This is a genomic window from Acinetobacter sp. 25-47-130 (assembly GCF_056779705.1).
The window spans coordinates 593,177-619,325 of record NZ_JBWYII010000001.1 but is presented as its reverse complement, the minus strand read 5'-3'; the positions used below and the strand labels follow the sequence as shown (position 1 = coordinate 619,325).

The 26,149-nt window shown below is 37.8% G+C and carries 27 protein-coding genes; 13 read left to right on the top strand and 14 right to left on the bottom strand.

Annotated elements, in window-relative coordinates:
- Window positions 1–195: 195 nt before the first annotated feature.
- The 3 genes from AC1M83_RS03010 (at window position 196) to AC1M83_RS03000 (ending at window position 3,279) form a co-directional block, all read left to right on the top strand.
- Window positions 196–1,491: an acyl-CoA dehydrogenase family protein gene (locus tag AC1M83_RS03010; RefSeq protein WP_481589966.1), complete on the top strand. Its 1,296-nt coding sequence runs from the start codon at window positions 196–198 to the stop codon at window positions 1,489–1,491.
- A gap of 29 nt (window positions 1,492–1,520) precedes the next feature.
- Window positions 1,521–2,720 carry an acyl-CoA dehydrogenase family protein gene (locus AC1M83_RS03005; RefSeq protein ID WP_481589965.1) on the top strand — a complete coding sequence of 400 codons (1,200 nt, stop codon included), beginning with the start codon at window positions 1,521–1,523 and terminating at the stop codon, window positions 2,718–2,720.
- A 73-nt stretch (window positions 2,721–2,793) separates the two neighbouring features.
- A complete protein-coding gene (locus tag AC1M83_RS03000) occupies window positions 2,794–3,279 on the top strand; it encodes a GNAT family N-acetyltransferase (RefSeq protein WP_481589964.1) in 486 nt (161 codons plus the stop codon).
- A gap of 38 nt (window positions 3,280–3,317) precedes the next feature.
- Here AC1M83_RS03000 and AC1M83_RS02995 read toward each other — a convergent pair whose 3' ends face one another.
- A complete protein-coding gene (locus AC1M83_RS02995) occupies window positions 3,318–4,529 on the bottom strand; it encodes an alkane 1-monooxygenase (protein WP_035263607.1) in 1,212 nt (403 codons plus the stop codon).
- Window positions 4,530–4,717: 188 nt separating this feature from the next.
- Here AC1M83_RS02995 and AC1M83_RS02990 point away from each other — a divergent pair, with 188 nt between their 5' ends.
- A complete protein-coding gene (locus AC1M83_RS02990) occupies window positions 4,718–5,650 on the top strand; it encodes an AraC family transcriptional regulator (RefSeq protein WP_092766332.1) in 933 nt (310 codons plus the stop codon).
- 75 nt (window positions 5,651–5,725) lie between these two features.
- On the opposite strand, the gene AC1M83_RS02985 is transcribed toward AC1M83_RS02990, so the two are convergent.
- The 3 genes from AC1M83_RS02985 to AC1M83_RS02975 form a co-directional block, all read right to left on the bottom strand.
- Complete coding sequence (locus tag AC1M83_RS02985) at window positions 5,726–7,591, bottom strand: SurA N-terminal domain-containing protein (RefSeq protein WP_481589963.1); 1,866 nt, start codon at window positions 7,589–7,591, stop codon at window positions 5,726–5,728.
- A gap of 128 nt (window positions 7,592–7,719) precedes the next feature.
- Window positions 7,720–7,992 (bottom strand): HU family DNA-binding protein, encoded by a 273-nt coding sequence (locus AC1M83_RS02980; RefSeq protein ID WP_035263613.1) that lies wholly within the window; start codon window positions 7,990–7,992, stop codon window positions 7,720–7,722.
- A 168-nt stretch (window positions 7,993–8,160) separates the two neighbouring features.
- Complete coding sequence (locus tag AC1M83_RS02975; RefSeq protein WP_092766445.1) at window positions 8,161–8,589, bottom strand: phasin family protein; 429 nt, start codon at window positions 8,587–8,589, stop codon at window positions 8,161–8,163.
- A 233-nt stretch (window positions 8,590–8,822) separates the two neighbouring features.
- Here AC1M83_RS02975 and AC1M83_RS02970 point away from each other — a divergent pair, with 233 nt between their 5' ends.
- The 8 genes from AC1M83_RS02970 to fdx all read left to right on the top strand — a co-directional run bounded on the left by AC1M83_RS02970 (window position 8,823) and on the right by fdx (window position 15,015).
- Window positions 8,823–9,473, top strand: coding sequence for a hypothetical protein (locus tag AC1M83_RS02970; RefSeq protein WP_179998074.1), 651 nt, complete (start codon window positions 8,823–8,825; stop codon window positions 9,471–9,473).
- 139 nt (window positions 9,474–9,612) lie between these two features.
- On the top strand, window positions 9,613–10,086 hold the full coding sequence (locus AC1M83_RS02965; RefSeq protein WP_035263618.1) for an Rrf2 family transcriptional regulator: 474 nt from the start codon (window positions 9,613–9,615) through the stop codon (window positions 10,084–10,086).
- Between the two features lies 1 nt (window position 10,087).
- Window positions 10,088–11,305, top strand: a complete 1,218-nt coding sequence (locus AC1M83_RS02960) for an IscS subfamily cysteine desulfurase (protein WP_035263620.1) — start codon at window positions 10,088–10,090, stop codon at window positions 11,303–11,305.
- A gap of 103 nt (window positions 11,306–11,408) precedes the next feature.
- The gene (iscU, locus tag AC1M83_RS02955) at window positions 11,409–11,795 is read left to right on the top strand and encodes a Fe-S cluster assembly scaffold IscU (protein ID WP_035263622.1); all 387 of its coding nucleotides are present in this window, start codon (window positions 11,409–11,411) and stop codon (window positions 11,793–11,795) included.
- Between the two features lie 30 nt (window positions 11,796–11,825).
- Entirely contained in the window at window positions 11,826–12,146 is a 321-nt protein-coding gene (gene iscA, locus AC1M83_RS02950) for an iron-sulfur cluster assembly protein IscA (protein WP_035263624.1), read from the top strand.
- 101 nt (window positions 12,147–12,247) lie between these two features.
- Window positions 12,248–12,763 carry a Fe-S protein assembly co-chaperone HscB gene (hscB, locus tag AC1M83_RS02945; RefSeq protein ID WP_180027819.1) on the top strand — a complete coding sequence of 172 codons (516 nt, stop codon included), beginning with the start codon at window positions 12,248–12,250 and terminating at the stop codon, window positions 12,761–12,763.
- 37 nt (window positions 12,764–12,800) lie between these two features.
- Window positions 12,801–14,660, top strand: coding sequence for a Fe-S protein assembly chaperone HscA (hscA, locus tag AC1M83_RS02940; protein WP_180027818.1), 1,860 nt, complete (start codon window positions 12,801–12,803; stop codon window positions 14,658–14,660).
- 16 nt (window positions 14,661–14,676) lie between these two features.
- Window positions 14,677–15,015 carry an ISC system 2Fe-2S type ferredoxin gene (gene fdx, locus AC1M83_RS02935; RefSeq protein ID WP_035263630.1) on the top strand — a complete coding sequence of 113 codons (339 nt, stop codon included), beginning with the start codon at window positions 14,677–14,679 and terminating at the stop codon, window positions 15,013–15,015.
- A 65-nt stretch (window positions 15,016–15,080) separates the two neighbouring features.
- Here fdx and AC1M83_RS02930 read toward each other — a convergent pair whose 3' ends face one another.
- From AC1M83_RS02930 to AC1M83_RS02900, 7 genes are all read right to left on the bottom strand, one after another.
- Entirely contained in the window at window positions 15,081–16,523 is a 1,443-nt protein-coding gene (locus AC1M83_RS02930) for an adenylate/guanylate cyclase domain-containing protein (RefSeq protein WP_035263632.1), read from the bottom strand.
- 52 nt (window positions 16,524–16,575) lie between these two features.
- A complete protein-coding gene (locus tag AC1M83_RS02925; protein WP_035263634.1) occupies window positions 16,576–17,013 on the bottom strand; it encodes an HIT domain-containing protein in 438 nt (145 codons plus the stop codon).
- A 224-nt stretch (window positions 17,014–17,237) separates the two neighbouring features.
- Window positions 17,238–20,696: a transcription-repair coupling factor gene (mfd, locus tag AC1M83_RS02920; protein WP_481590055.1), complete on the bottom strand. Its 3,459-nt coding sequence runs from the start codon at window positions 20,694–20,696 to the stop codon at window positions 17,238–17,240.
- Between the two features lie 101 nt (window positions 20,697–20,797).
- Window positions 20,798–21,148 (bottom strand): hypothetical protein, encoded by a 351-nt coding sequence (locus AC1M83_RS02915; RefSeq protein ID WP_180027816.1) that lies wholly within the window; start codon window positions 21,146–21,148, stop codon window positions 20,798–20,800.
- A 93-nt stretch (window positions 21,149–21,241) separates the two neighbouring features.
- Window positions 21,242–22,033: a glutathione S-transferase N-terminal domain-containing protein gene (locus tag AC1M83_RS02910; RefSeq protein ID WP_481589962.1), complete on the bottom strand. Its 792-nt coding sequence runs from the start codon at window positions 22,031–22,033 to the stop codon at window positions 21,242–21,244.
- 30 nt (window positions 22,034–22,063) lie between these two features.
- Window positions 22,064–22,573, bottom strand: coding sequence for a ribonuclease E activity regulator RraA (gene rraA / locus AC1M83_RS02905; protein WP_180027814.1), 510 nt, complete (start codon window positions 22,571–22,573; stop codon window positions 22,064–22,066).
- 11 nt (window positions 22,574–22,584) lie between these two features.
- Entirely contained in the window at window positions 22,585–23,250 is a 666-nt protein-coding gene (locus AC1M83_RS02900; RefSeq protein WP_481588187.1) for a Rossmann-fold NAD(P)-binding domain-containing protein, read from the bottom strand.
- A gap of 215 nt (window positions 23,251–23,465) precedes the next feature.
- On the opposite strand from AC1M83_RS02900, the gene rpsT reads away from it, so the two are divergent.
- Window positions 23,466–23,735, top strand: a complete 270-nt coding sequence (gene rpsT / locus AC1M83_RS02895; protein ID WP_035263646.1) for a 30S ribosomal protein S20 — start codon at window positions 23,466–23,468, stop codon at window positions 23,733–23,735.
- A 78-nt stretch (window positions 23,736–23,813) separates the two neighbouring features.
- Here rpsT and AC1M83_RS02890 read toward each other — a convergent pair whose 3' ends face one another.
- The 3 genes from AC1M83_RS02890 to AC1M83_RS02880 all read right to left on the bottom strand — a co-directional run bounded on the left by AC1M83_RS02890 (window position 23,814) and on the right by AC1M83_RS02880 (window position 25,924).
- The gene (locus AC1M83_RS02890; protein ID WP_481589961.1) at window positions 23,814–24,551 is read right to left on the bottom strand and encodes a histidine phosphatase family protein; all 738 of its coding nucleotides are present in this window, start codon (window positions 24,549–24,551) and stop codon (window positions 23,814–23,816) included.
- Window positions 24,552–24,612: 61 nt separating this feature from the next.
- Window positions 24,613–25,461, bottom strand: coding sequence for a 3'(2'),5'-bisphosphate nucleotidase CysQ family protein (locus AC1M83_RS02885; RefSeq protein WP_481589960.1), 849 nt, complete (start codon window positions 25,459–25,461; stop codon window positions 24,613–24,615).
- A 325-nt stretch (window positions 25,462–25,786) separates the two neighbouring features.
- Complete coding sequence (locus AC1M83_RS02880; RefSeq protein WP_481589959.1) at window positions 25,787–25,924, bottom strand: hypothetical protein; 138 nt, start codon at window positions 25,922–25,924, stop codon at window positions 25,787–25,789.
- Between the last annotated feature and the right edge of the window lie 225 nt (window positions 25,925–26,149).

The window sequence follows — 26,149 nt, the reverse complement described above, 5'->3', positions numbered from 1 at the left end:
TATGGTCAATTTATTATATAAAAAATTTAATTACTAAAAAGAATATATCTTAAATTTCATTAGAATACCTATTCAATTACCATTTATCTGTTTGGTCAAAAAAGTCTTTTAAGCTAGTCATTTTCGACATAGTCATTTCACTAAACACATGTCACGATCTTGTTGTATAAAAAAACCATCAGGGAATTTACAACAATGAATGATATCGCAAACAAAGCGCAAGGTTTAGGCTTAGCCTTGATCACTAAGCTCGCAGGCAGTGATTTAATCGATCAATTAAAACTAAGAAAAATTATCGAACGCTCGCTTTATCAAGGTTCTAAGGCTGGATTTAAAACCTTGGGCTCTACACAGAAAATTTTTAAACAAAAATCCAATACTCCGACTCAACGTCTATCCAATCAGCAAAAAGGGTTATTTGATCTCAGCCTTTCTGAAGAACAACAGATGACTGTTGATGCGATGCAACAATTTGCTCATGAAGTTCTCTACCCCCTAGCACATACAGCCGACCACCAAGCTACTTTTCCAGAAAACTTATGGGCTCAATTTAAAGATTTAGGTGTCAATTATTATGCATTGCCTGAACAATACGGCGGCGTTGCTTCAGAAAAGAATGTGGTTACAAATGTGCTGATCGCAGAGCAACTTGCACAAGGTGACTTCTCATTAACAGCTACATTACTCTCCACGTTCTCAGTCATTAATGCAATTACACAGTGGGGTTCAGCAGAGATTCAAAATAAGTATTTGTCGGCATTTAGCGAACAAGATGATCTATTTGCAACTTTTGCTGTTCAGGAAAATACACCTGCTTTCAACCCTTTCCAATTAAAAACAAAAGCGACACGCCAAGGCGATCATTTTGTCATTAATGGTGAAAAAACTATCGTTATTCTAGGTGAGCAGGCAGATCTTTTATTGGTTTCCGCAGATTTAGATGGAACAGCTCAGGTTTTCATTGTTGAGCGAAATGAAACGATTTCATATAAAGTAAATCCAGCAATGGGGCTTAAAGCAACCCAATCTGTGAGCCTAAAATTTAACAACACACCAGCATTTAAACTAAATGAGCAAGATTTTGATTATTCAGCGTTCATTGATCTGGGCAATTTAATGTGGTGTGCAATGGCAGTGGGTACATGCCAAGCGGTTAAACAATATTGCATTCAGTATGCCAATGAACGCACCGCATTTGGTGAACCAATATCCCACCGTCAAAGTGTTGCATTTATGATCGCGGATATGGCTATTGAAATTGATGCTATGAAAATGTTGGTTTTGAATGCTGCAAGCCGCGCAGAATCAGGTTTAAGTTTCCATCGTGAAGCATACTTAGCACGAATTTTGTGTGCAGAAAAATCAATGAAAATTGGCACTGATGGCGTACAACTCTTAGGTGGACATGGCTTTACCAAAGAACATCCAGTTGAACGTTGGTATCGGGATTTGCGTGCTACTGCCATTATGCATTCTGGTTTACATGCTTAATCAAATAATAAAAATTTAAGGACAAGATGATGAATTTAGAGAATCCAAAAAAATTTAAAATGCTTGTTGATCAAGCTCATCAGACAGCGTTAAACGTGCTTCGCCCTATTTCACGCAAATATGATAAAGCTGAACATGCTTATCCCAAAGAACTCGACATGTTAGCATCCCTATTGGATGGTATGAATGAAGGTGGCGATGGCATGAATGCTGGCGCTGCCGTCAATAAACGTGGAGATACGACTCAAGGCAACAAAAATGGCGTGAACATGTCTACTGCTTTGGGTGTAATTGAGATGTGTTATGGCGATACTGGTTTATTACTTACCATGCCTCGCCAAGGATTAGGTAACTCTGCAATTGCTGCTGTAGCCAATGAAGAGCAACTTGAACGCTTCAAAGGAACTTGGGCTGCGATGGCAATTACCGAGCCAGGCTGTGGATCTGATTCTGCAGCAATACGCACCACAGCGACTAAAGATGGTGATGATTATATTTTAAATGGCGAGAAAATTTTCGTCACTTCTGGTGAACGAGCTGATTCAGTCGTGGTTTGGGCAACACTCGATAAAAAACTTGGGCGTGCAGCAATCAAATCATTTGTTGTTCCTAAAGGCACGCCTGGCATGACCGTTGAACGTCTTGAACATAAACTCGGAATTAAAGCTTCAGATACTGCTGTCATTCGCTTTATCGATTGTCGTGTCCCTGCTGCAAATTTATTAGGCAATGCTGAAATCGATGTTGCAAAAGGTTTCGTTGGCGTCATGGAAACTTTTGACAATACACGCCCTCTTGTGGCCGCAATGGCAGTTGGGTGCTCTAAAGCGTCTTTAGAGCGTATCAAGGAAATTTTTAAAGACCAACTAGATGCTGAATATGCCACCCCCTACCTTCAATCCTCAAATATTGCAGCTCAGATTTATCGTATGGAAGCAGAATGGGAAGCTGCTCGTTTATTAACCCTAAAAGCTGCATGGATGGCTGACAATAAAAAGCCTAACTCGCGTGAAGCTTCAATTGCAAAAGCGAAAGCTGGACGAATTTGTAATGAAATTACATTGAAGTGTGTCGAACTTGCTGCAAGTGTAGGCTATACCGAAGATGAGTTGTTGGAAAAATGGGCGCGTGACTCCAAAATACTAGATATCTTCGAGGGTACACAACAAATTCAACAGCTTATTGTTGCGCGCCGTGAACTTGGAAAATCATCAAGCGAATTGAAATAAATCACGTTGAATTAAACTCAACTCCGATGAAACTTAGATATACTCTGTGAAGATTTACTAAGTTTCATCAATTATGTACTTTATTCGAACTATTCACCCCCAAGATAATCCCCATATTGCAAAAATCATTCGTGAAGTCTCAGTGGAGTTTGCTCTCGCTGCTGAATCAGGCTTCGCAGTAGCAGATCCAATTCTAGATCAACTCTATGACGTTTATACAAAACCTCACTCCATATATTGGGTTATTAGCAATGACCAACACGAGGTCTTTGGTGGTGGGGGCATTGCACCTTTGCTGGGCCACGAAAACACCCTAGAGATACAAAAAATGTATTTTATGCCCTCAATACGAGGTTTGGGTTTTGCAAAACAAATTCTAGAAAAATGTATCCAATTTGCACGAGATCAGGGTTACACGCAAATTTATCTCGAAACCACAGCATCTCTCTGGCAGGCTGTAAAATTATATGAAAAATTAGGTTTTCAACATCTACAACACCCATTAGGAAATACTGGACATAGTGATGCATGCGAAATACGCATGTTAAAAGTATTATAAAAAAACCGACCCATGGTCGGTTTTTTTATTTTTGAGTGTTAGCCCAATAATTTATCAATAACACCAAATTTTTTAAAAATTTTTGCTCGTCGTTTTGGATGAATATTGGCTTTATTTAAATCGCCACCATAATGGTCAAATACGCGCTTATCCATAATTTTAAACCATAACTTAGGTATTAAAACTGGGATCAACATCGTCGCATATCCACTTGGCAACACTGGCGCTTCTTCAAAGTTTCTCAATGCTTGGAATGGTCGTGTCGGATAAGCATGATGATCCGAATGGCGCTGCAACTGGTATAAGAATAGATTGGTTGTGATGTTATTATTATTCCAACTATGTTCAGGCATAGTACGCGAATAACTTCCATCTTCTTTCTTTTCTCGCAATAAGCCGTAGTGCTCAAGATAGTTGACCATTTCAAATAAAGTCACACCGTAAAGTGACTGTATGGCTAAGAATGGTAAAATTTTCTTACCATACAGTTTTAGCATCGTTGCGTGAAAAGTTGCACTAATGGCTGCGCCGTGAAATAACTCATTTTTCAGTGAAAAGAACGACTCACCCTTACGATTTAATCGATGTTTTTCAATCTGTATTGCTGACTTCAAGCCACCGCTAATGGTTCTTGGAAGAAACTCGTAAAAGGTCTCACCCATCTTAGAAGTCGCTGGATCTTCTGGAGTAGCTGCGCGCTTATGATGCCCATATGGGTGCTCAATACGGAAATGATTGTATCCAAGTGGTGCTAGTGTCACGTGTGACCAATAATGATCTGCACGCTTCGGTCGATGGCATAGTTCATGGGCAGTATTCACACCAATACCGTTGATCAACCCCATAGTACAACCAATCAACAACTGATCCAACAATGGGGTTTCTTTACGAGAGACCACGTATCCAGCAAAAAAATTGGCTGCATATTGTAAAGGAACAAACATTTTTACTATACGATCATAGTAAGGATCACTGACTAATTTTTTGATCTGCTCATCACTCGGATTATTCTCATCAGTACCGACCAAAGCATCAATGGTGGGAATAATTACGTGTAATAATAAAGGTCCACCTAATGCAAACAATTTTTTAGTTGCTTTAGGTCCGTATTGATATCCAGCCAAAAAGCCCATCCCTAATACAGGTAGTGCTGGACTAAGCAACCATAAGTAACGCTTCTTATCCAGTTGTAAGCCTTGCGCTATCGGGTTCTGACTCAATAACTCTTCAACTTTTACCTTTGCATTCACTTGCAATTTTCCTTTTCTATTTCTTATTTTTATCTTTGTTCATTTCAAATTTCAAATACAGTCGTAATCGTCCAAAAAAGCTATTGAGTCGTATTTCCACAACGATTTTGAAGCTAAAATACATTATAGAAATCTTTACACATGTTAAGATTCAGCAATTGTAAGCGTATAGGGAATATACGAAAAACATGGATGCTCTCAGTCAAGTTTTTGAAGATATTCACCTCAAAAATACGGAATATCTCTACCTTCAAGCACAAGGTAAATGGGCTTTTGAGTTAAGTCATCAAACAGCCATGATTACCTATATTTTATTATACGGTGAAGCCTTTTTTAAATTTCAAAATGGCGAACAGCTACACTTAAAAGCTGGAGATATGGCAATTATTCCTTCTGGAATGTCACATCAAGCCTATAGCCATCAAGAACAAACATTAGTCAACATTACTCAAATAGATCATTTATTTAAAGGTTTAAGAGATGATGAAATTATCCTCGGTGACGAAGATGATAAATCTGAGAAATCTCTCATCTTCAGTATACGATCTAACATGGACAGTATTATGGGTGGACCATTGATTCAAGCCTTACCCACTTATATCCATTTAAACAATGCACTGAATGCTAGAGAGCCGGAGTGGTTAAGGATCGGGCTTTATTTCGTGGCTGATGAAACCAAGATGAACCGACCTGGTCGCCATAAGATTATGGATCACGTGGTGAGTATTATGTTAATCGAATGCGTGAGAGATTACATTTCCACGCTTACAGATCAGAATAACTGGTTAAATGCACTTACTCACCCAGAATTGAGCCCTGCATTTTCAGCGATTCACAGCCAACCAGAACGAAACTGGACTGTAGAATCATTGGCAGAAACTTGCTTTATGTCGCGTTCAAAATTCGCTCATTTATTTCAAAATATGGTGAATGAAACACCATTAGCATACTTACAGAAACACCGTTTAAGATTAGCCAGTCAACTTTTACGCTTGAGCCAGCTTTCAATCCAACAAATCGCGCACAAAGTTGGTTATTCATCAGAGACTGCATTTAGTCAAGCCTTCAAAAAACATTATCTATGCAGTCCAAGCCAGTATCGGAATACTTATTTGAATTAATCGAATTAAATAAATCATAGCAAAATAAAAAAAGCACCGAAGTGCTTTTTTTATGAAGATAGAATTACTGGTGAGTTACTTAATTTTTGCAACTGACTTTAAATACTCAGTGTAATCTTTAAGTAATTGTGTACCACGATAGTTTTGATAAAGCTGTGCAAGCTGCTGTTTTTCTTCAGCCGAAATCGAATCCATAGATGGTTTTTTTACCTCAGCCACACCGATAATTACCATTTCATTTGGTAATTGAGCTGTAGTCACAGACCACATTCCTGCTTTAGGTGCAGGCACACTAAATGCAGCACGTTCAATTTCTCGTTTAAGACCTTGAGAACGAGTAAACACACCTGCATTTACGAAAGATTGCTGATGCTTAGTTAAAACCTGCTGTGAAGGTAGTGTTTTAAAATCCTTTAACATTGCAGCAACTTTTGCTTGAGCAGCTTCATATGCCTTTTGATTCAACAGCTTTTCTTTAACCTTCGCTTTGGCTACTGATAAAGGTTGAACACCAGCTTCACGGTATTCACGAACTTTCAACCAAACTGTATCACCATTCGCCAATTGTATATTGCTGGTCGCATTACGATCACCATTTTTTACATCTTGACTAAAGATCTTAGCTTTTACAGCAGGATCCGCTAGGACTGTATTTTGAGTGGCAAGAGTTACATTATTCGCAGTAACCAATTTAGCCGATTTTAATTCCTGAGGGACTACATCTAAAGCATCGCTACTTACAACGAGCTCATTCAAACCATTTACTAGATCAGAATAAGCATTGGCATTTTTAGATTTTAATAAATCAGCTTCAAGACGTGCTTTTTCAGACTCAAAACTAGCAACATTCACTTGAGCAGCTTTAGCTTGAATAATATGTACACCAAAATCGGTTTTTACTGGCTTAGAAATCGTACCTTTTGAAGCTTGAACTGCATTATCAAAAGCATCACCGAATACACCGGCTTCATAACCATCAACTCGACCCGCATTATCTTTGGAACTAGAATCTTCAGAATACTGTTGAGCAGCCTCTGCAAAAGATAATCCTGATTGAATTTTTGCATAAACATCATTGGCTATTTTTTCAGCCTCAAGCGCAGTACGATTATCTGTTGTAATCAAAATATGTTGGACTTCAACTTTGGCATTTTTATTTTGTTGAGTTACATATTGATCATAAGCTTGTTTTAATTCTGCATCTGTAACAGTTGTTGTGGCATTTGCTACCATAGCAGGCGTTACCAATACATAATCAAGATCAACTGAGGCAGGTTGCTTAAACAGCACTTTATGTTTTTCATAATAAGCAGCGACTTCAGCATCAGTTATTTTTACAGACGTTTTGTAATCATCCAATTTTACAGATGACATAAATAACGTACGTTGCTCACCTTGTAGATTTGCGATTTGCTGAATATCACTTTGGCTTACCAAAGAATTATCACGAATGCTTGAAACTAACATTTGAAGCGCATGATCTTGTCTTAAATTTTGGATTAGACCCTGGCTCGTCATATTAATTGATCGAAGATAGTTTTCATAAGCTTGTTGTGAAAATTTACCATCAACCTGCAGACTTGGCTGTTGAGCAATCATTTGTTCAATCTGAGCATCACTTAAACTGATGCCTAACTTTTCAGCCTGCTGAACCAATAAAGCACGATCAATTAAACTATCTAGAGCCATTTGTTCAATATACGATTGATTCAGAAGTGATTCATCACCTTGAACCATTTGTAAGAATTGATCTTTATAATTCTTCGTTTGAACTTCTAGCTCTTTATTAGAAATTTCTAAATCATTAACGGTTTTAGCAATCCCATCTTTGTTTCCACCACCGAAATAGCCTTCAATACCGACCAATGCCAATGGTGTCAAAAATAATACTAGAAGGACTTTGCCGAGCCACCCTTTAATGAGTTTACGAAACGATTCCATAGGTATTCCAATATTTTATTTCAAAGCGATTCTAACTGATAATCCAAACCGAATATATCAGATGAAGCCATAAATTTTCTTTTTAATAAAAAACGCGCCAAGTCGGCGCGTTTTGGACTTAATAAGAATTAAGCTACAGAATCTTTTAAACCTTTACCAGCTTTAAAGCTAGGAACTTTGCTTGCTTTAATTTGTAATTCTTCGCCAGTTTTCGGGTTACGACCAGTGCGTGCAGCACGATCTTTAACGCTGAAAGTACCAAATCCTACTAAAGTAACAGAGTCACCTTTTTTCAGCGCTTCGCCAATAGAAGCAATAGTCGCGTCCAATGCCTTACCAGCATCAGTCTTAGACAATCCCCCTTTCTCTGCAATCGCATCAATCAATTCTGATTTATTCATGAAGATTACGTCCTCTTATATCGTTTGTTTAAAATCCAAGGCTTGTATTTTAAAAGGCCATGACGACTTTATAGCAATGCTTTGGGGGGAAACGCAATACTGCTCGACCTGTTTTGATCAAAATAAGCGACAAAAAATACCAAAATTACAGTTTTATCTCTAAATCCATCATTTTTTTTCGAGTTTGGCTCGTAAAGCTTGATTTTCAGCAATGAGCACATCTAATTTCTGGTGAATATCTAAAATCATATTCTCAAGATGTTGTACATCTTTAGTTGAGACGAGCCCAATACGATTAAGCGAAGTACTCACCCCATGATCTAAAAGTTTTTCCACCTTATCTTTTTTATCCGTAACAGACTCTTTAGTTTTTTCCGCAACTTTGTTTACTGTTTGATCTGTAAATTCAACCGTTTTTGATTCAAGCTCTTCACCGACTTTGACTAAAGAGTCAAACATTTTATTACCTTCTTCCTCTGCGCGAGAAAAAGCACCTAAACCAGCAAGCCAAATTTGTTTAGTATATTTACGAAAATCAAGTGTGGACTTACGTTGATGCTTTGTTTTACGTGAGTTTGCAGGTTGTGAGTTGTCCATTAACTCCTGTTCTTTATTGTTATTTACATCTTGATCCACCGTTACACTCCTGTATATTTTAGCCTCTAAACTGACTATTCGTGCATAAAATACATTGATAATATCAAATATCGCTATTGAACCTTGTTCAAAACTGTTCTACAAAGCAATGATAAATGATGTAATCTTAGACTTAATTTAAGTTTGTGTTAATAGAACTTTTTAGATTTATTAAATTTGAATAGGATTTATTTATGAGTGAATCGCAACAACAACAAGGTCATACCCGTTTGTTGCTTAACATTGTTATGTTAGTTTTAGAGACATTCTATTCTTTCGTCTTAAAACATGACCGTGTTGTTCGCCTTCAAGCAAAAAAATTTGTAGAACAACAAATTACAATTAAAATGAATAGCTATATCCCCTATTTTGACTTTTATATCCAATTTACGGATAAAGGCATCTTATTTGACCTTCAAGCGCCAGAAAAAGAACCTGACCTCAAGGTAAGTAGTACTTTAGTCGATATCATTCAAATTTTCGGGTTTGCAAACCGCAGAAGTTTGAAAAAAATGCGTATTGAAGGTGATCAAACCCTTAAAGACGAATTCAGAGATTTAGCATTACATCTCTCAACACCGAAATTACTTTCAGATTGGAAAAACTGGTTAACAACAGCTTCTGAAGACCAAGATACAAAGGCTTCGAGAAAACGCATTGCACCATTACTTGAAAAAATTGACTTACAAAGATCTAAAATCAATACACTTCAAGTAGAGGTAAAACAATATAAAAATCGTATTCGTCGCATGCAAACCAACCAAAAACGTATCAATATTGCGTTCGGGATAGTTTCGGTTCTATTCGTGGCTTTAATCGTGTATAATTTATTGATTATTTATTAAAATAATAAAGTTTTATCTGTTTAAATTCTCGCCATATTTAATTCCGATTAATTTAGTTGGTTTTTAGAAAAAATACTTGACTAAATTAGTCGGAATTCATAAAATTTCATCATCTAGCCTTTTACACGTGTATCGAATCATGCGCTTAACCACTCGCGGTCGCTACGCAGTGACTGCATTACTTGATCTAGCTTTGCAGCCGACTGAACAAACCATTACTTTGGCAGAAATTGCTACTCGCCAAACTATTTCTGTGGCTTATTTAGAACAACTATTTGCTAAATTAAAGCGTCATGGCTTGGTTTCGAGTGTACGTGGTGCTAATGGTGGATACCATTTAGCGCGTAATGCTTCTGATATTACGGTCTTAGAAATTATTGAAGCTGTAAACGAAACTGTTGATGCAACACGTTGTGACCACAAAGGTAACTGCCAAAATGGCGCAATGTGTCTAACTCACGATTTATGGCAAGAACTCTCCCTCCACATTGCCGATTACTTAGCTAAAATCTCTCTTGCTGATTTAGTTGCTCGCGATAACGTTCAAACTGTTGCGATCCGCCAGAATACAGCTCCATTAGATTCAGCCCTTTTATCGGTTACAGGTATTTGACATGAAACGTCCAATTTATCTTGATTATGCTGCAACGACTCCAGTCGACCCACAAGTTGCTGAGCGCATGATGGAATGCCTTACATTCGATGGGACTTTTGGTAACCCTGCATCACGTTCGCACGCATATGGTTGGCAAGCTGAAGAAAAAGTTGAATACGCTCGTGAGCAAGTTGCAAATCTTGTAAAAGCAGATCCACGCGAAATCGTTTGGACATCTGGCGCTACAGAATCTGACAACCTTGCACTGAAAGGTGTTGCACAGTTCTACGCTTCAAAAGGCAAACACATCATTACGAGTAAAATTGAACATAAAGCAATTTTAGATACTTGCCGTGAATTAGAACAAGAAGGCTTTGAAATTACCTATCTTGAACCAGAAGCTCAAACAGGTCTAATTACTCCTGAAATGGTTCAAGCTGCTTTACGTCCAGATACAATTCTTGTTTCATTAATGATGGTCAATAATGAAATTGGTACTGTGACTGATGTTGCCGCTATTGGTGAATTAACTCGTGCGAATAAGACATATTTTCACGTAGATGCCGCTCAAGCTGCTGGTAAAGTTGAAATCGATTTATCAACCATGAAAATTGATTTAATGAGTTTCTCTGCTCACAAAATTTATGGTCCTAAAGGTATCGGTGCACTTTACGTACGTCGTAGTCCACGTGTGCGTCTTAAAGCTCAAATGCATGGTGGTGGTCATGAGCGCGGTATGCGTTCTGGTACGCTTGCAACTCACCAAATCGTTGGTATGGGTGAAGCATTTGAACTTGCAGGTAAAAACCTAGTTGCTGAACAAACTCGCTTACGCACTCTACGTGACAAACTTTGGAATGGTCTACAAGATCTTGAACAAGTTTTCTTAAATGGTCATCCGACTCAAAACGTAGCAAACTACTTAAACGTAAGTTTTAACTTCGTTGAGGGTGAATCTTTAATGATGTCACTTAAAGATGCTGCTGTTTCATCTGGTTCAGCTTGTACTTCTGCAACATTAGAACCTTCTTATGTTCTTCGTGCATTAGGCTTATCTGATGAGTTAGCACACAGTTCAATTCGCTTCAGTTTTGGTAAATATACGACTGAAGAAGACATTGATCACGTACTAGAAGTGACAAAAGCTGCTGTAGAAAAATTACGTGACCTTTCTCCACTTTGGGATATGTACAAAGAAGGGATTGATCTGTCGAAAGTTGAATGGACAGAACACTAATTTAAACCAAACACATGCATCTTATTAAGCTTAAATATTGAAATTTAATAAGATGCACCCATATTAAATATTATCAGCCGACCCTGAGGTTTGGAGACGCATCATGGCTTATAGCGAAAAAGTGATTGATCATTACGAAAATCCTCGTAATGTTGGTGTTTTAGATAAAAACGCAGAAAACGTAGGTACAGGTATGGTCGGTGCACCAGCTTGTGGTGACGTTATGCGTCTTCAAATCCAAGTGGATGAGAATGGTGTAATTGAAGAAGCTCGCTTCAAAACTTACGGATGTGGTTCTGCAATTGCTTCAAGTTCACTTGTAACTGAATGGCTAAAAGGTAAAACTTTAGACCAAGCACAGCAAATCAAGAATATTGATATTGCAAATGAACTTGCGCTTCCTCCTGTGAAAGTACACTGCTCTGTACTTGCAGAAGATGCAATTAAAGCTGCTGTAGAAGACTACCGTAGCAAAAAAGCGAAAGCTTAATTTAGCGCTTGATGATTGAATGGAGTTTTCATGATCAATTTAACTGAAAATGCTGCAACTCATATCAGCAATTATTTATTGAATCGCGGTAAGGGTGAAGGTATTCGCGTTGGTGTGAAAACTTCAGGTTGTTCTGGATTGGCTTATGTTCTCGAATTCGTTGATGAAGTTGACGAACATGATCAAGTCTTTGAACAGTTTGGGGTTAAAGTTTTCGTTGATCCGAAGAGCCTTGTTTATCTAGAAGGTATGGAAATGGACTATGTTAAAAATGGTCTAAACGAAGGTTTTGAATTCAACAACCCAAACAAAAAAGGTGAATGTGGTTGTGGTGAATCTTTCACTGTTTAAGATAATCATTCTCTTTTTACCTGATTAAAACAGTGCCCAGCACTGTTTTAATTCTATTCAGCGCCCACTTTTATTTTTCACTATTTTGGAATTTCCAATCCATGAATCATTTTGAGTTGTTTAATCTCCCTGTAGCACTCGATATTGATTTAGCAACTTTGAAAGCTAACTTTCTAAAATTGCAGCAACAATATCATCCAGATAAAGCTGAAAATAAAGACCAAGCCTTGATCAAATCTAGCGAAATCAATCAAGCTTATAAAGTTTTATCTCAAGTTGACAGCCGTGCTGGATATTTACTTACACTCAAAAAACAAGACTATCATTTAGATCAATCCATCAATGATTTCGAATTTTTACAATCTGCATTAGAAATTCGTGAACAGTTAGATGAAGCTCAAAGTTCTGAACAACTTTCATCTTTAAAAACTGAAGTGCAACAATGGATTGATGGTTTAGTTCGCGAATTCAAAATAGACTTTGAAGCTGAAGATTGGGCTGAGTCTCGCGATACTGTTCGAAAATTACGTTTCTTCCAAAAAGTGATGAATGATATACATCAAGCTGAAGATCGTATTCTCGATGATGAAGATTTTGACTTAGATGACGAATTCTAATTTTATTTTTTTGTTTTATTTTCAAGGGATTTAACACATGGCACTCTTGCAAATTGCTGAACCTGGACAATCAAGTGCGCCACATGAACATCGCATTGCTATTGGTATTGATTTAGGTACGACCCACTCTCTTGTAGCAACTGTGCTTTCTGGCAAACCTAAAGTTCTAAACGATGAACAAGGTCAAGTGTTACTTCCTTCTATCGTACATTATGCTGAAAACTCTACTGTGCTCGGCAATGACGCAAAACCGTTTATAACTCGTGACCCACAGAATACTATTGTCTCTGTAAAACGTTTTATGGGACGCTCAAAAGCTGATATTAAATTTCAACACCCATATCAATTGGTGGGTGAAGACAATCAGATGCCTGCTTTTGAAACAGCGCAAGGTCGTAAAACACCTGTCGAAATTTCTGCTGAAATTCTAAAAAATCTAAAAGATCGTGCTGAAGCAAGTTTAAAAAATCCCATAAATGGTGCTGTCATTACAGTACCTGCCTATTTTGATGAGGCACAACGCCAAGCAACACGAGACGCTGCACAGCTCGCTGGTTTAAACGTACTGAGATTATTAAACGAACCTACAGCAGCAGCTGTAGCGTATGGTTTAGATCAAGCAACAAATTTAAGTACAGATCAAAACTATGTGATTTATGACTTAGGTGGTGGTACTTTCGACGTATCCATCCTACGTTTATCACAGGGTGTATTTGAGGTACTCGCTACAGGTGGACACACTGCACTTGGAGGTGATGATTTAGATCGTCTTATCGTCAAGTGGGCTAAAAAATCGCTCAATATCGAGACCTTAGATGATAACGAGTATGCACACTTCCTTGTTGCAGCACGTAAAGCGAAAGAAGCTTTATCGGACCAAGATCAAGTTAATCTTCAGCTTTTAGAAAACGAATTAACATTGGATCGTGCAACGTTTGAAAGCATCATTAAAGTTGCTCTAGATAAAACGATTTCAGTGTGCAAACGAGTATTACGTGATGCTAAATTGGAATTAGACGATATTAAAAATGTCGTTTTAGTTGGTGGCTCTACTCGCTCTTATGCGGTACAAAAAGCTGTAGCAGAAGTATTTAGTCAAGAACCCCTGTGTACCATTAATCCAGATGAAGTCGTTGCAATTGGTGCTGCAATTACTGCCAACCAATTAATTGGTAATAGCACCGATGGTTCTTTACTACTTGATGTAACACCATTATCACTTGGTATTGAAACCATGGGTGGATTAGTAGAGCGATTAATTTCACGCAATACTGCAATTCCTGTCGCTCGTCGTCAAGAGTTCACCACGTATCAAGATGGTCAAACTGCGATGTTAATCCATGTTGTCCAAGGTGAGCGCGATTTAGTAGAACATTGCCGTAGTCTCGGACGTTTTGTTTTACGCGGCATTCCACCGATGACTGCTGGTCAAGCACGCATTGAAGTGACTTATCAAGTCGATGCTGACGGTCTCTTATCGGTATCTGCTCGTGAAACAACATCTAACGTCTCAGCTCAGATTGATATTAAACCATCATACGGTTTATCTGATACTGATATGGAGCGCCTACTGGTTGATGGTTTTAAATTTGCAGCAGAAGATAAAGCCCTTCGTCATTTACATGAAACTAAAGTTGAAGCTCAACGAGAACTTGAAGCTCTTTCTCAAGCGCTTAAAGCTGATATTAAACTCTTGACTGAACAGGAAGCTCAGGATTTAATTTCTGCACAAACTCATTTGGCTCAACAACTTGAAACTTCTGATATTGAAGCAATTGAAGCTGCTGTTGCTGCGTTAAAAGTTCATAGTGATGCATTTGCTGCAAAACGAATGAATCAACATATTGATCATGCTCTCAAAGGCACTAAGCTTGACGATTGGTCAAACTCAAACTAAACATAGGTAAAAATTTATGCCACGTATTAAAGTTCTTCCACATGCGCAAATTTGCCCTGAAGGTGCTGAGTTTGAAGTTGAGCAAAATGCCAATCTTTGCGAAAGCCTTCTAAAAAATGGTATCAAAATTGAACATGCTTGTGATATGTCTGCAGCTTGTACGACCTGCCATGTCATTGTTCGTAAAGGTTTTGACGGTCTTGAAGAAATGAATGATGTAGAAGCAGATTTACTCGATCGTGCTTGGGGTTTAGAGCCTGATTCACGTCTTTCTTGTCAAGTAAAAATTGAAAATGATGATTTAGAAGTTGAAATTCCGAAGTACACGATTAACCATGCTTCTGAAAATCATTAATCATTTGTAAAACCATATAAAAAAGGTCACTTAAGTGACCTTTTTATTTATGTAGATATAAAATCCTAATTTAGATATTTTACTTCATCAGATAGTTTTAACTTCACAATACCAGAAGAGTTGGTTAAATCCTGCTGAAGTTTAATACGTTCAATCATTTTTTCTAAAACTGCGATTAATTCAGCATATTCGTAATTTTGTACTTCTTCCATATTCAGCACCAGTTGAAACCCTTTGTACTCGTAATCAAACCAATGTTGATGGGTTTGCTTGGTGCTATATTTTTCCATGACCTGCCAACTTTTAATTGAACCATGAATCCCTTTCAGCTCTATAGGTTCCTGAGGTGCACAAAGATAATAGTTTTTAACTAACTTATAAGTCTCATCCGAGATTAAAATTTCATCAATTTCTGCAGCATTTTGAAGTCTTGCAGCTAAATTTGCATCCCGCCCAACAATGGTATATGCCATTCGATGAACTGCGCCATAGTTACCAACGTGACAATAACCTGTACTAATGCCCATACGTATATGCAGTGCTGAGTATCCCATTTTCACCCAGCGTTCACGCAAAAATTTCATTTGTTGACGCATTGCCATCGCCATATCGATGCAATTTTTGGCATCCTGCTCAACCCCTTGCGAATCTGGATCTCCAAAGAAAATGAGAATCGCGTCTCCCATAAACTTGTCAATTGTTCCACCATATTGCTTGGCAATTTCAGTCATATGGCTCAGATAATCATTCAAAACAAAAGCTAAGTCATCTGGAATAAGAGTCTCTGAAAGCTCAGTAAATCCCTGAATATCAGAGAAAAAAATCGTAATTTTTTTTCGTTTATATTCAAGTTTCGCTTCAGTTTCACCACGCATGATTGATTGCCACAATTGAATTGGTGCATAGCGGCTTAACTGATTCGATAACTCAATATATCGATTCATTTCTTTAAAATAAGTTTGACGTTGAACATCTAATTTTTTTACACGTCGATTCTGATAATAATTAGCAAAATTCACAAAAAGAATCGCACATATACACGAGACTACGGACAATTCGATTGAAGTTTGCTGGAAATAATCTTCAAAACCAAAAATAAAAATTGTACAAATATAAAAAACAATGATCGCAACTAAAATTGCAATCGAACTCACCATCATCGAAATTTTATTATTAACGGCGGTAAACACCAATCCAAACAGGAAAACAAATGTTGGCAACAAACTTAAATGCACTGCTGCTAAGGCGGTAGCTACAACAACTACATCAATAATAAAGAACGCAAAACGTCTGGTTTTACTACCATAACGATATTGGATACTGTGTGAAATTCGGGGTGCCAATAGAATCAGCAAGAAAATAAATAGAGGGTATAAAATCTGATAATTTTGGTTTTGTGAAGTGAAATAATAGATCACAACAAGAATCGCGATCATCACATACCCCATCATCCTGAGGAGTACTTCAAACTGCTGTGGCTCTTTATCCAGCATTCGTTCAAATGGCAATTGCTATTACCTCAATTCACATTATTTTTATTCTTCCTTGAAATTGACGTATTTACTCCATACGCCAATCGAAAGGCATGTCACCTTGACCACGTAGCGCGAGCATGAGCGTTTGACGCATATGCGCTAAAACATCATTACTGTAAGGAACTGCAGGTGAAGCACCCCAAACAGGCTTAGGCCATGCAGAATCATTCTGATAACGAACTACATGATGAAAATGAAGTTGAGGAACCATATTTCCTAGTGCTGCAACGTTCATTTTATCCGCACGGAAAACTCGAGATAATTGACTAGATAACCAGCTAGATTCTCTTAAAAATTGTTCTTGGTCTGCTTGGCTTAATTCATATAATTCAGTTACACCAGGAACACGCGGTACCAAAATCAACCATGGAAATTGCATGTCATTCATTAAACGACAAGTTGAAAGTGGAAAGTCGCCAACAAAAAAAGTATCTTGAGCAAGTTGTGGATGCAAACTAAACATATATTTATAAATGACGCAAAAATTAAATGGATAGCTAATACTAACACAACAGTTTTAGACTGAGTATTATTAGTCATGTGTTTCGATACAAAAAAATATGTATTTCATTGATTTGAATCTCACTCATTCATTGCAATGCATCGCTAAAAAATCAACCTATAAGGTTGACTGTCAGCCAGTGCATTTTGAGCTACGAACAAGTCTAGATTCAAGCCCAACTTAGATCAGTTGAGCCCTCTCATCAACTCATCTAAAAGATCATTAATAAACTGAATTCTTTTATCATTTTCCTCAAGCATAACCATCACTTTCAGACGTTGACCACCGTCCATTCTAAAAAATGTCGGATGTTTTTGCATCATTTGGATAATACTCATCGCTTGAACAGGAGTATCAGGTGAAAATTCAATTTGGCCACCCTGCTTACTCAAATCAATCTTGGTAATACCTAATTTTTCTGCTTTTATACGCACCTGATGAACAGTAAAAAGATATTTCACTTGTTGAGGTAGCACACCAAAACGATCGATAAGCTCCATACGGATATGATCGAGTTTTTCTTGTGTATCCGTATTACTAATTCGCTTATAGAACAATAAACGCTGATGCACATCACCTAAATATTCATCTGGAATTAATGCAGGCATATGTAAACTAATTTCTGCGGTGAGTGACAAAGGTGCATCAAAGTTAGGAGTCTTACCATTTTGGATGGCTTTAGTCGCTTTCTCAAGCATTTCCATATATAGACTATATCCAATTGCATGCATTGAACCACTTTGCTGCTCACCTAGAAGCTCGCCTGCTCCACGTATTTCTAAATCCTCTGTCGCCAATACAAAACCAGCGCCTAAAGTAGAAGCACGCTGAATGGCATCAAGTCGTTTTTCAGCATCACCTTTTAAGCCTTTAATAGACGGAACCATCAGATACGCATAGGCTTGATGATGAGAGCGCCCCACACGACCACGCAGTTGATGAAGTTGTGCCAAACCTAGCTTGTCTGCTCGCTCAATGATAATTGTATTGGCATTTGGTACATCAATTCCCGTTTCAATAATGGTCGAACACACCAATACATTATATTCTTTATGATAAAACTGCTGCATGACCTGTTCTAACTCACGCTCACGCATTTGACCATGCGCAACTGCAACCCGAGCTTCAGGAACTAACAACCGAATATTTTCAGCCGCTCGTTCAATGGTATCCACTTCATTATGCAAAATATAAACCTGACCACCACGTAATAGTTCACGCAAGATCGCCTCTTTCATCGTGGCATCGGTCTGCTCATTGACAAAGGTCTTAACAGCGAGACGGCGTGCAGGTGGTGTAGCAATAATTGAGAGGTCACGCATACCTGAAAACGCCATATTTAAGGTACGCGGGATTGGCGTAGCGGTTAGCGTCAGCATATCTACATCGGCACGCATCGCTTTAATACGTTCTTTATCTCGCACACCAAAGCGATGTTCTTCATCAACAATCATCAATCCAAGTTGTTTAAACTGGACATTTTCCTGCAAAATTTTATGCGTTCCAATGACGATATCAACTTTACCCTCTGCCAAATCTTCGATCGTTTTTAAGTGTGTTTTATTTGAGCCAAATCGAGATAACACTTCAATACGGATAGGCCAATCAGCAAATCGATCTTTGAAAGATTCATAATGCTGTTGCGCAAGTAAAGTTGTTGGAACTAAAACAGCAACTTGCTTATTGTTCTGTACAGCAACAAAAGCAGCTCTCATCGCCACTTCTGTCTTACCAAATCCAACATCACCACAGACTAAACGATCCATTGGTTTAGCTTGTTGCATGTCGTATAAAGTCGCTTCGATAGCATTCGCTTGATCAAGCGTTTCTTCATAAGCAAAACCACTAACAAACTGCATATAAGTAGTGTGATCTAATTCAAATTGGATACCTGGTTTTGAGTGGCGTCTTGCTTGAATATGAAGAAGTTCGGCTGCAACATCATGTATCTGTTCTAGTGCTTTGCGCTTAGCTTTATTCCAAGCATCAGTACCAAGTTTATGCAGTGGTGCTAAATCAGGATCACCTCCACTGTATCGACTAATCAGGTGCAAATTGGTGACAGGAACATAGACTTTGGCATCATCAGCATAATTAAGTTGCAAAAATTCGTGGTCTTGATCATCAATACATAAAGTCACTAATCCCGCATAGCGACCTACACCGTGATCAATATGAACTACAGGAGCACCTATACTTAATTCAGTTAAACTTTTAACTAAGAACTCTTCAGAAACTTCATGCTGGCGTTTTCTACGGCGTTGTACAACACGATGCTCATAGAGTTGATTTTCTGAAATGACAGATATTTGTCCCTTAATCTCCAAGCCACGTTCAAGTGGTGCATGCGTTACTGCTACTGAATATTGTTGATTAATAAACTCCTGATAATGCTCTACAACAGGAATTTCACCCATACTTGCTCGCAAGGAGTCCTTTAACGATTCACGGCGTCCCGCACTTTCAGCGACGAGTAAGACAGGGTGTTGCGCAGCATCAATAAATGATTTTACAGCATGAAATGGCTGTTGATGTTTAGGCTCTACCGCTAAACGAGGTGGCTGTTCAGCAGAGGTATTAATTACACCCGCTTTAGGTTCAAAAACTTCGTCAGATGCGATAATACGAGGAAACTGATTGAGTTGTTCAAAAATTTGATTTTGTTGAAAGAAGATTTGTTCTGGAGCTAATAAAGGTTGATCAACATTATGACGTCGGTCTTCATAACGCTGATAAATATCTTTCCAAAATTGAGTTAATTCACTTTCAATATTGCGATCTGTAATGACAATGGAATGATTTGGTAAGTATGATGTAATACTACTTTGTTCTAGCATTTCTTTTTTTGAAAAGAACAGCGGAAAGTAATAGTCCAATCCCGGTGAAGATATACCCTCCATTACATCCTGATAAATTGGATTTTTTTTCGGGTTCGCCGTTGGAAACTCTTCAGCATAACGGTCTCGAAATTGAGCTCTACCTTCTTTTAAAGGAAACTCTTTAGCTGGTAAAACCTTAAAATGTTCAAGTTTCGTCGTGGTCCTTTGAGTTTCTGGATCAAAAAATTTTAAAGAATCAATTTCATCATCAAACAAATCTATTCGAATTGGAGCATCTTGCCCTGAAGCAAAAATATCAACTAAACTTCCCCGAACAGCAAATTCTCCATGATCATATACAGTATCGACCAAATGATAACCAGCCTGAATCAGGCGTTGTTTCTGCTTTTCTAAATCAAATTTTTGCCCAACGCTAATATCAAAATGCTCACCTAACACCCAAGACGTCGGCGCAACACGTTGTGCCAAAGTTGTGCTTGAAATGAGTAGTATCCCTTTTGTTGGCATATTAGAGAGCACTGATAATCTTTCTGAGACAATATCTTGATGCGGAGACAACCGATCGTAAGGTAATATCTCCCAATCTGGAAAGATGGTGGGCTTCACACCATAAAATTCAAGTTCACTCTCAAGTTGAGCTAAATGTTGATTATTTCTAGCTACCAGAACAAAGAGTCGATCAGAGTTTTGACTTATTTCTTTTAAAAGCAAAGCGATGGCAGAGCCTTTAAGCGCCCCTAACCATCTTTTTTCGCCAGATTTTATTTGTGATAGATTAAGTTGAGAAATTTCTTTTTGGAACATGAAGATCGCTTTAAAAGTCTGGTAGGACATTGCACTATTTTATCATGTTCAAAATCGAGAATGAGTTATTTTTAGATATCACAAACATTCAGTCGCAAACATTAGCGCTCACGTTTGAATTCACGATAATAATCATTGAGCAATATCACGAATTTTTTTAACTGTTCTAGATTCTGTTGATTATTACCTAATCTCGTTGTAAAACGACCTGTATTCAACTCGAGATCTATTTTCTCTTTGATCAACATTCCCCGATAAAATAAATTCTCCAAATCATCAAAACGAGTAACCTTTCGGTTCGAAAAATATGACAATCTTTCATTTAGTTCATTCAAAACAACGTCATCGATAATATATCCTAATTCAGGATCATGACGAATTTGATGAGTCTGTAAATAAACTTGCTCAGCCGATGGTTTTTTTTGAAACAAATCAGAAATTTTTTTAAACATAGTTTGGGAAGAAAAGCTGAAAACTCAAAATGATGGTCTATCTTAGCATCTGGTCACGAATACACCTATATTCATGACCAAAAAGCACTCAAACTAAAATTCACCGTAATTTTTTCTTAAATATTCTACAATCTTCTTCGATTCGAACAATTTTACGCCTGTATTAGGATCAACTAAGTACGGGACTTGTATATCCTTTCCCTTGCGATTCATTACCTTTACAACCTGCTCGCGTTTACCGCCAGCCAAAGGAATATATTTCCCAGGCTTCAATCGTAAAATCGCTGGTCCTTGATCCTGCCAACGCTCTTTAGCAACATTATGAAACTTAAATGGTAATTCAAGTTCTGTGAGTTCAGCGCGCACGATTCTGGTGTATGGACTCGCTTCAAACCCCCACAGCTCAATTAAATGCTCGGGTTGTGGCCTCTGCTTAATCGCTTTATTTATAAAAATCCCACGAGCACCATTAATCAGTGTTCCAGCTAGAGCAACTACAGGCAATTTGGGGTAGTGTGAGAATTGCTTCGGTGTTTGACCTGTCTCACCATAATGCTTAAAAAGATAGTGAATAATATCCTGAGACTCGTAAAGTTTAGCCCCAGTATTTTCATCAATTAAAAAAGGAAATTGAATCTTACCACCAAGTGTTTTTACTTGATCTCGATAGACCCTTCCACCTTTCGGACAAGGATACACTTCGTAGTCAAGATTAAGTAAAGTCAACACCTCTCTTACACGACGACAGAATGGTGATCCTTCAAATTCGTAAAGCTTTAATGCTTTTTCTGGCTGTTTAGGAAACGGTGTACCTGAAGTCCCACGTCCACCTTCTGCAACAGCTGAAGCTAGCGCCTGAGCCACTTTTAATTGATGAATCACCATACTGATTACCTCGTTTTTGTTTTATTTAAATTAATCGACTAATTTTGTCTTGGACACAATAATTCCATTATTGTCTGCATAGATATAATCACCTGGTTGGATTGTGATATTTCCAATTTGAATCGTGATATTGGTTTCGCCCACCCCTTTGCGATTACTTTTTTGAGGTATAGCCGCCAGTGCGTGCACGCCTAGATTTAAACTCGCAATGGCATCAACATCTCTAACACAACCATTAATAATGACACCACCCCATCCATATTTAACGGCAGACTCAGCAATCATATCTCCCATCAATGCACAACGCATGGAAGAACCACCATCTACAACTAAAACTTTGCCTTGCCCATCTGTAGCGAGTAACTCTTTTACTCGTGAATTGTCCTCAAAACATTTAACAGTGACAGCTTCACCCCCAAAGCTTTTTACACCGCCGTAACTTTTGAAGAATTTTCCATCAATAGATGGATACAATACTTGAATATCTAAATCAGGATGGTCATCCAGTAAATCACACGTCACAAATGTTGGCGTTGTCACTTTTTATACCCTCAGTTATGTTTTTGAATCTCTAAATTATCATAAATCTTAATTTTTTCATTTTGAGTTCTTGCGCTCACGACCATAGTATTAGCGACTTGCTCTGCTGTCACTGGCTTATATTTGAATGTATTTGGCAGAAATTGCGATACTCGCTTGAAAATACTCTGAGAAATATCTTCGAGTGTCCTTGTTTCAGCTCTTTCACCAATTAAGAGTGAAGGTCGAATGATCGCCAATTGATAGAGTGATAATGATTTTAGATAATTTTCTAACTTTCCCTTCACTTGATTATAGAAGAATGGAGATCTTTCATTCGCACCTTCCGCACTTACAATTGCAAAAAAAGTATCGGTATTCACGAGCAAATCAGCAAAATGAGCATTTATCTCAAAATCGATATTGTAAAAATTTTCTTTAGAGCCTGCTTTTTTAATTGTACTTCCTAGGCAACTAAACGCATGTGAGAATCCAGAAGCGTCCTCATCATTTAACATTAAAAAGTCATCAATGACCAACTGATCAACTTTGGTGAACTGTTCAAATTGTTCATCATGCTTACGAACAACTACGACAATTCTTTCGCAATCTACCAATTGATTCAAATGATTTACCAAAGATCGACCAACTAAACCAGTTGCCCCTATAACTATTGCACTTTTAATATTTTTAATCATTTTTTCGCCATTCCTTCCAATATTTATATAATCTAACGTGCTAACCGCATTTTATCTGCATCAAAAATGTTGTCAAAGCATGTCAAGACTTGACTTTGCCGCATCATTTAATCACAATATGGCACTTGTTTACGGGCTGGTGTAAATTCTTCTAATGTTTGTATTTAGTTGAAATTTCAGCCCGCCCAGACCAATCAATTTCAAGGAGTGCACGAGTGGCAAACTCTGCTCAAGCAAAAAAACGTGCTCGTCAAAACGTTAAAGCACGTAAACACAACGCAAGCTTACGTTCTATGGTTCGTACTTACCTTAAACGCACAGTAGCAGCGATCGCTGCAGGTGACTATGCAGCAGCTTCTGAAGCTTACAAAACTGCAGTACCTGTAATCGACCGTATGGCTGACAAAGGTATCATCCATAAGAACAAAGCTGCTCGTCATAAGAGCCGTTTAAATGCACAAGTTAAAGCTCTAGCTTCTAACTAAGTTGCGTTAAAAAAAGCCCTTTAAGGGCTTTTTTTATATTTTAAATTTATCAACAATACTTAAATAATATTAAAAATACTATCTTTCTTGCTCTAAAAATTCACGAATAGACAGCTCATTACATTCACCACGCCATATCCATTTCAATTTTGCATCTATAAATGCTTCACCTTCAAACCAAACAAACAAACCTTCCATCATTTCTGGCCAATCATGCTGACTAATTTGTGTTTTACCTGAAATCACAGCCAGAATACCAGCGAGAATAGTGTCATGGCTAACCGCCAAACTTAATCCATGATTCTGTTGAGGGTGAGTTTGATAAAGCAAATGTAAAACATCAATCACACCTATAATTGGCTGCTTCATCCCAGGTAAAGTATTGTTTACAAAGCTATTGATAAAGCCCAAAGCACCTTGTTGCTTAAAATATGGCGCAGCTTGCTCGATATCTAAAACGAAGCTACCAGGCTCGACCAAAAGCCCCTGCTCAACAATTTTAATATGATGGGTATTTGACTTAGGATTGATTTGATCAGCACCTTGAATCATCAGTGCTGCAGTATCAATACAACGTTGAATTGGACTAGAAATACAGTGTTCAATCACACGATCTGTTTGATCAATAAGATAAGCCCCCCAAGCCTGCGCCAGATCCTTACCTTGATCTGTTAATTGCAAATCATATCCAGCGAGTCCTTGACCCACCACCATTTCACGTATTGAGTGGCGAGTAAATAATGTAACAGGCACAGCAACATCGGGCAGTAAATCAACCGCTCTGAGCATACTTGGAGGAAGCAACTTCAGCGACATAATAATTCTAATAAATGAAATTAATTTGACTATAACACGATGAAATTATAGTTCCACTCCCCTAAAGTACATTCGACAACGCATCTAAAGCCAATTGCCTCATTTCAGGATCACGATAGGCGATAAAACCATTATTCAAAACAGTATCACGCTGATTATAGGTAAATGGCACAGAATCCAAGGTCAATAAACCACCTCCTATACTCTCTAGCAAGCCTTGTCCGGCACTGGTGTCCCACTCAGAGGTTGGATGAAATCTTGGGTAAATATCTATCTCACCTTCAAGCATCATACAAAACTTATAAGCACTTCCAGCTTCACGACGTATAACCGGTATTTCTCTTTCAATATAATCAATATAGTGTTGATACTTAGGATCTTTACTACTATGACTCAGTCCAATTTGGATGGCATCGACTGGTGAGGCTTTAAATTTGCAATATTTTTCCCAAATATTGTTCATAAATGAATATTTATAAGGAAGATCCGTCAAATAGCCCATATACATAACTTGCTCTGTCGGCACGACTATGACTGAAAATACAGTTTGATGGTTCTGAATAAGACTCAGATTAATCGTAAATTCATCACGCTCATGAATAAACTCCTTCGTACCATCCAAAGGGTCTAGCATCCAACATTGAGGCCATTCATGCCGCTCCGAATAATCACTTTCTTCAGAAATGATTGGAATATCAGGTGTAAGTTTTGCAAGCTCTCTGAGCAGATATTGATTGACCTTTAAATCTGCTTGAGTTACAGGAGAATGATCATCTTTTTCGTTGATTTTAAAATCACGTCCAGCACAATAATTTTGATATTCTTCTAATAATATTTGGCTTGCAACAGCCAAAATCGGAACCAAATTTAACATTTGCTGATCTTGGGGAGCATGCGTTGTGATAAACATGGATAAAACCTATTTTTGTCTTTTGGCGCTACACACTCTAAGCATGACGATCATATTAAGAACCTCAGCTTAAATGCAGCGTGATTTAATTTGCATTGTTGGATTTATATTTATAGTAGCAAACCTATAAAATATAACCACTTTGAAACTCATAACCCATTTCAATCATAAGAACTCTAACACTTTTAAAACAAAATCCGAAGCGTGATTGCCAACAACCCTCAATTCATCTTAAATAACACCCGCAATAGTTTCAAAAATCAGATCGCACCTTAGAGTCAATATCACCATAAAAAACAAGCCTTCTTTAAGAAGGCTTGTTTTTTTATTTTTGCTCTTTGACTGGACTTTCAGGCTGTTCATTCGGTTTTTTCACAGGCTCATTATTTTTAAAAGAGTCCTGATTCCCTTTATCCTCATTAGATTCTTTGTGTGGTTTCGAACTATTATCATGTTTTGTCATACTTCAAACTCCTATGCACCATTTTAAAAAAAATATGATGCTTTCATAGCCACTTCTATACTATTTTTGTATTCATTCTCAAGATCTAAATTTGTGACCTCACACATCTAATTCGATATAATACGAATGGAATGAAATATAGAAGTAACCACGCACACCCGTTCTTGAAGTTCAATTTTAAAATGCTGATGCGAGTCCAACCTTTTGCATCAAATGATGGTGTAA

Excerpts from the sequence above, each read along its gene's own strand:
- AC1M83_RS02970 (WP_179998074.1), top strand. The coding sequence starts at position 8,823 with ATGAGTGAATCGCAACAACAACAAGGTCATACCCGTTTGTTGCTTAAC.
- AC1M83_RS02910 (WP_481589962.1), bottom strand. The coding sequence starts at position 22,033 with ATGGTGATTCATCAATTAAAAGTGGCTCAGGCGCTAGCTTCAGCTGTT.
- AC1M83_RS02880 (WP_481589959.1), bottom strand. The coding sequence starts at position 25,924 with ATGACAAAACATGATAATAGTTCGAAACCACACAAAGAATCTAATGAG.
- AC1M83_RS02885 (WP_481589960.1), bottom strand. The coding sequence starts at position 25,461 with ATGTTTATCACAACGCATGCTCCCCAAGATCAGCAAATGTTAAATTTG.
- AC1M83_RS03005 (WP_481589965.1), top strand. The coding sequence starts at position 1,521 with ATGAATTTAGAGAATCCAAAAAAATTTAAAATGCTTGTTGATCAAGCT.
- iscA (WP_035263624.1), top strand. The coding sequence starts at position 11,826 with ATGATCAATTTAACTGAAAATGCTGCAACTCATATCAGCAATTATTTA.
- iscU (WP_035263622.1), top strand. The coding sequence starts at position 11,409 with ATGGCTTATAGCGAAAAAGTGATTGATCATTACGAAAATCCTCGTAAT.
- AC1M83_RS02915 (WP_180027816.1), bottom strand. The coding sequence starts at position 21,148 with ATGTTTAAAAAAATTTCTGATTTGTTTCAAAAAAAACCATCGGCTGAG.
- AC1M83_RS02900 (WP_481588187.1), bottom strand. The coding sequence starts at position 23,250 with ATGATTAAAAATATTAAAAGTGCAATAGTTATAGGGGCAACTGGTTTA.
- hscB (WP_180027819.1), top strand. The coding sequence starts at position 12,248 with ATGAATCATTTTGAGTTGTTTAATCTCCCTGTAGCACTCGATATTGAT.
- AC1M83_RS02925 (WP_035263634.1), bottom strand. The coding sequence starts at position 17,013 with ATGTTTAGTTTGCATCCACAACTTGCTCAAGATACTTTTTTTGTTGGC.
- hscA (WP_180027818.1), top strand. The coding sequence starts at position 12,801 with ATGGCACTCTTGCAAATTGCTGAACCTGGACAATCAAGTGCGCCACAT.
- AC1M83_RS02980 (WP_035263613.1), bottom strand. The coding sequence starts at position 7,992 with ATGAATAAATCAGAATTGATTGATGCGATTGCAGAGAAAGGGGGATTG.
- AC1M83_RS02985 (WP_481589963.1), bottom strand. The coding sequence starts at position 7,591 with ATGGAATCGTTTCGTAAACTCATTAAAGGGTGGCTCGGCAAAGTCCTT.
- AC1M83_RS02965 (WP_035263618.1), top strand. The coding sequence starts at position 9,613 with ATGCGCTTAACCACTCGCGGTCGCTACGCAGTGACTGCATTACTTGAT.
- AC1M83_RS02890 (WP_481589961.1), bottom strand. The coding sequence starts at position 24,551 with ATGTCGCTGAAGTTGCTTCCTCCAAGTATGCTCAGAGCGGTTGATTTA.
- AC1M83_RS03010 (WP_481589966.1), top strand. The coding sequence starts at position 196 with ATGAATGATATCGCAAACAAAGCGCAAGGTTTAGGCTTAGCCTTGATC.
- AC1M83_RS02975 (WP_092766445.1), bottom strand. The coding sequence starts at position 8,589 with ATGGACAACTCACAACCTGCAAACTCACGTAAAACAAAGCATCAACGT.
- AC1M83_RS02960 (WP_035263620.1), top strand. The coding sequence starts at position 10,088 with ATGAAACGTCCAATTTATCTTGATTATGCTGCAACGACTCCAGTCGAC.
- AC1M83_RS02990 (WP_092766332.1), top strand. The coding sequence starts at position 4,718 with ATGGATGCTCTCAGTCAAGTTTTTGAAGATATTCACCTCAAAAATACG.
- fdx (WP_035263630.1), top strand. The coding sequence starts at position 14,677 with ATGCCACGTATTAAAGTTCTTCCACATGCGCAAATTTGCCCTGAAGGT.
- AC1M83_RS03000 (WP_481589964.1), top strand. The coding sequence starts at position 2,794 with ATGTACTTTATTCGAACTATTCACCCCCAAGATAATCCCCATATTGCA.
- mfd (WP_481590055.1), bottom strand. The coding sequence starts at position 20,696 with ATGTTCCAAAAAGAAATTTCTCAACTTAATCTATCACAAATAAAATCT.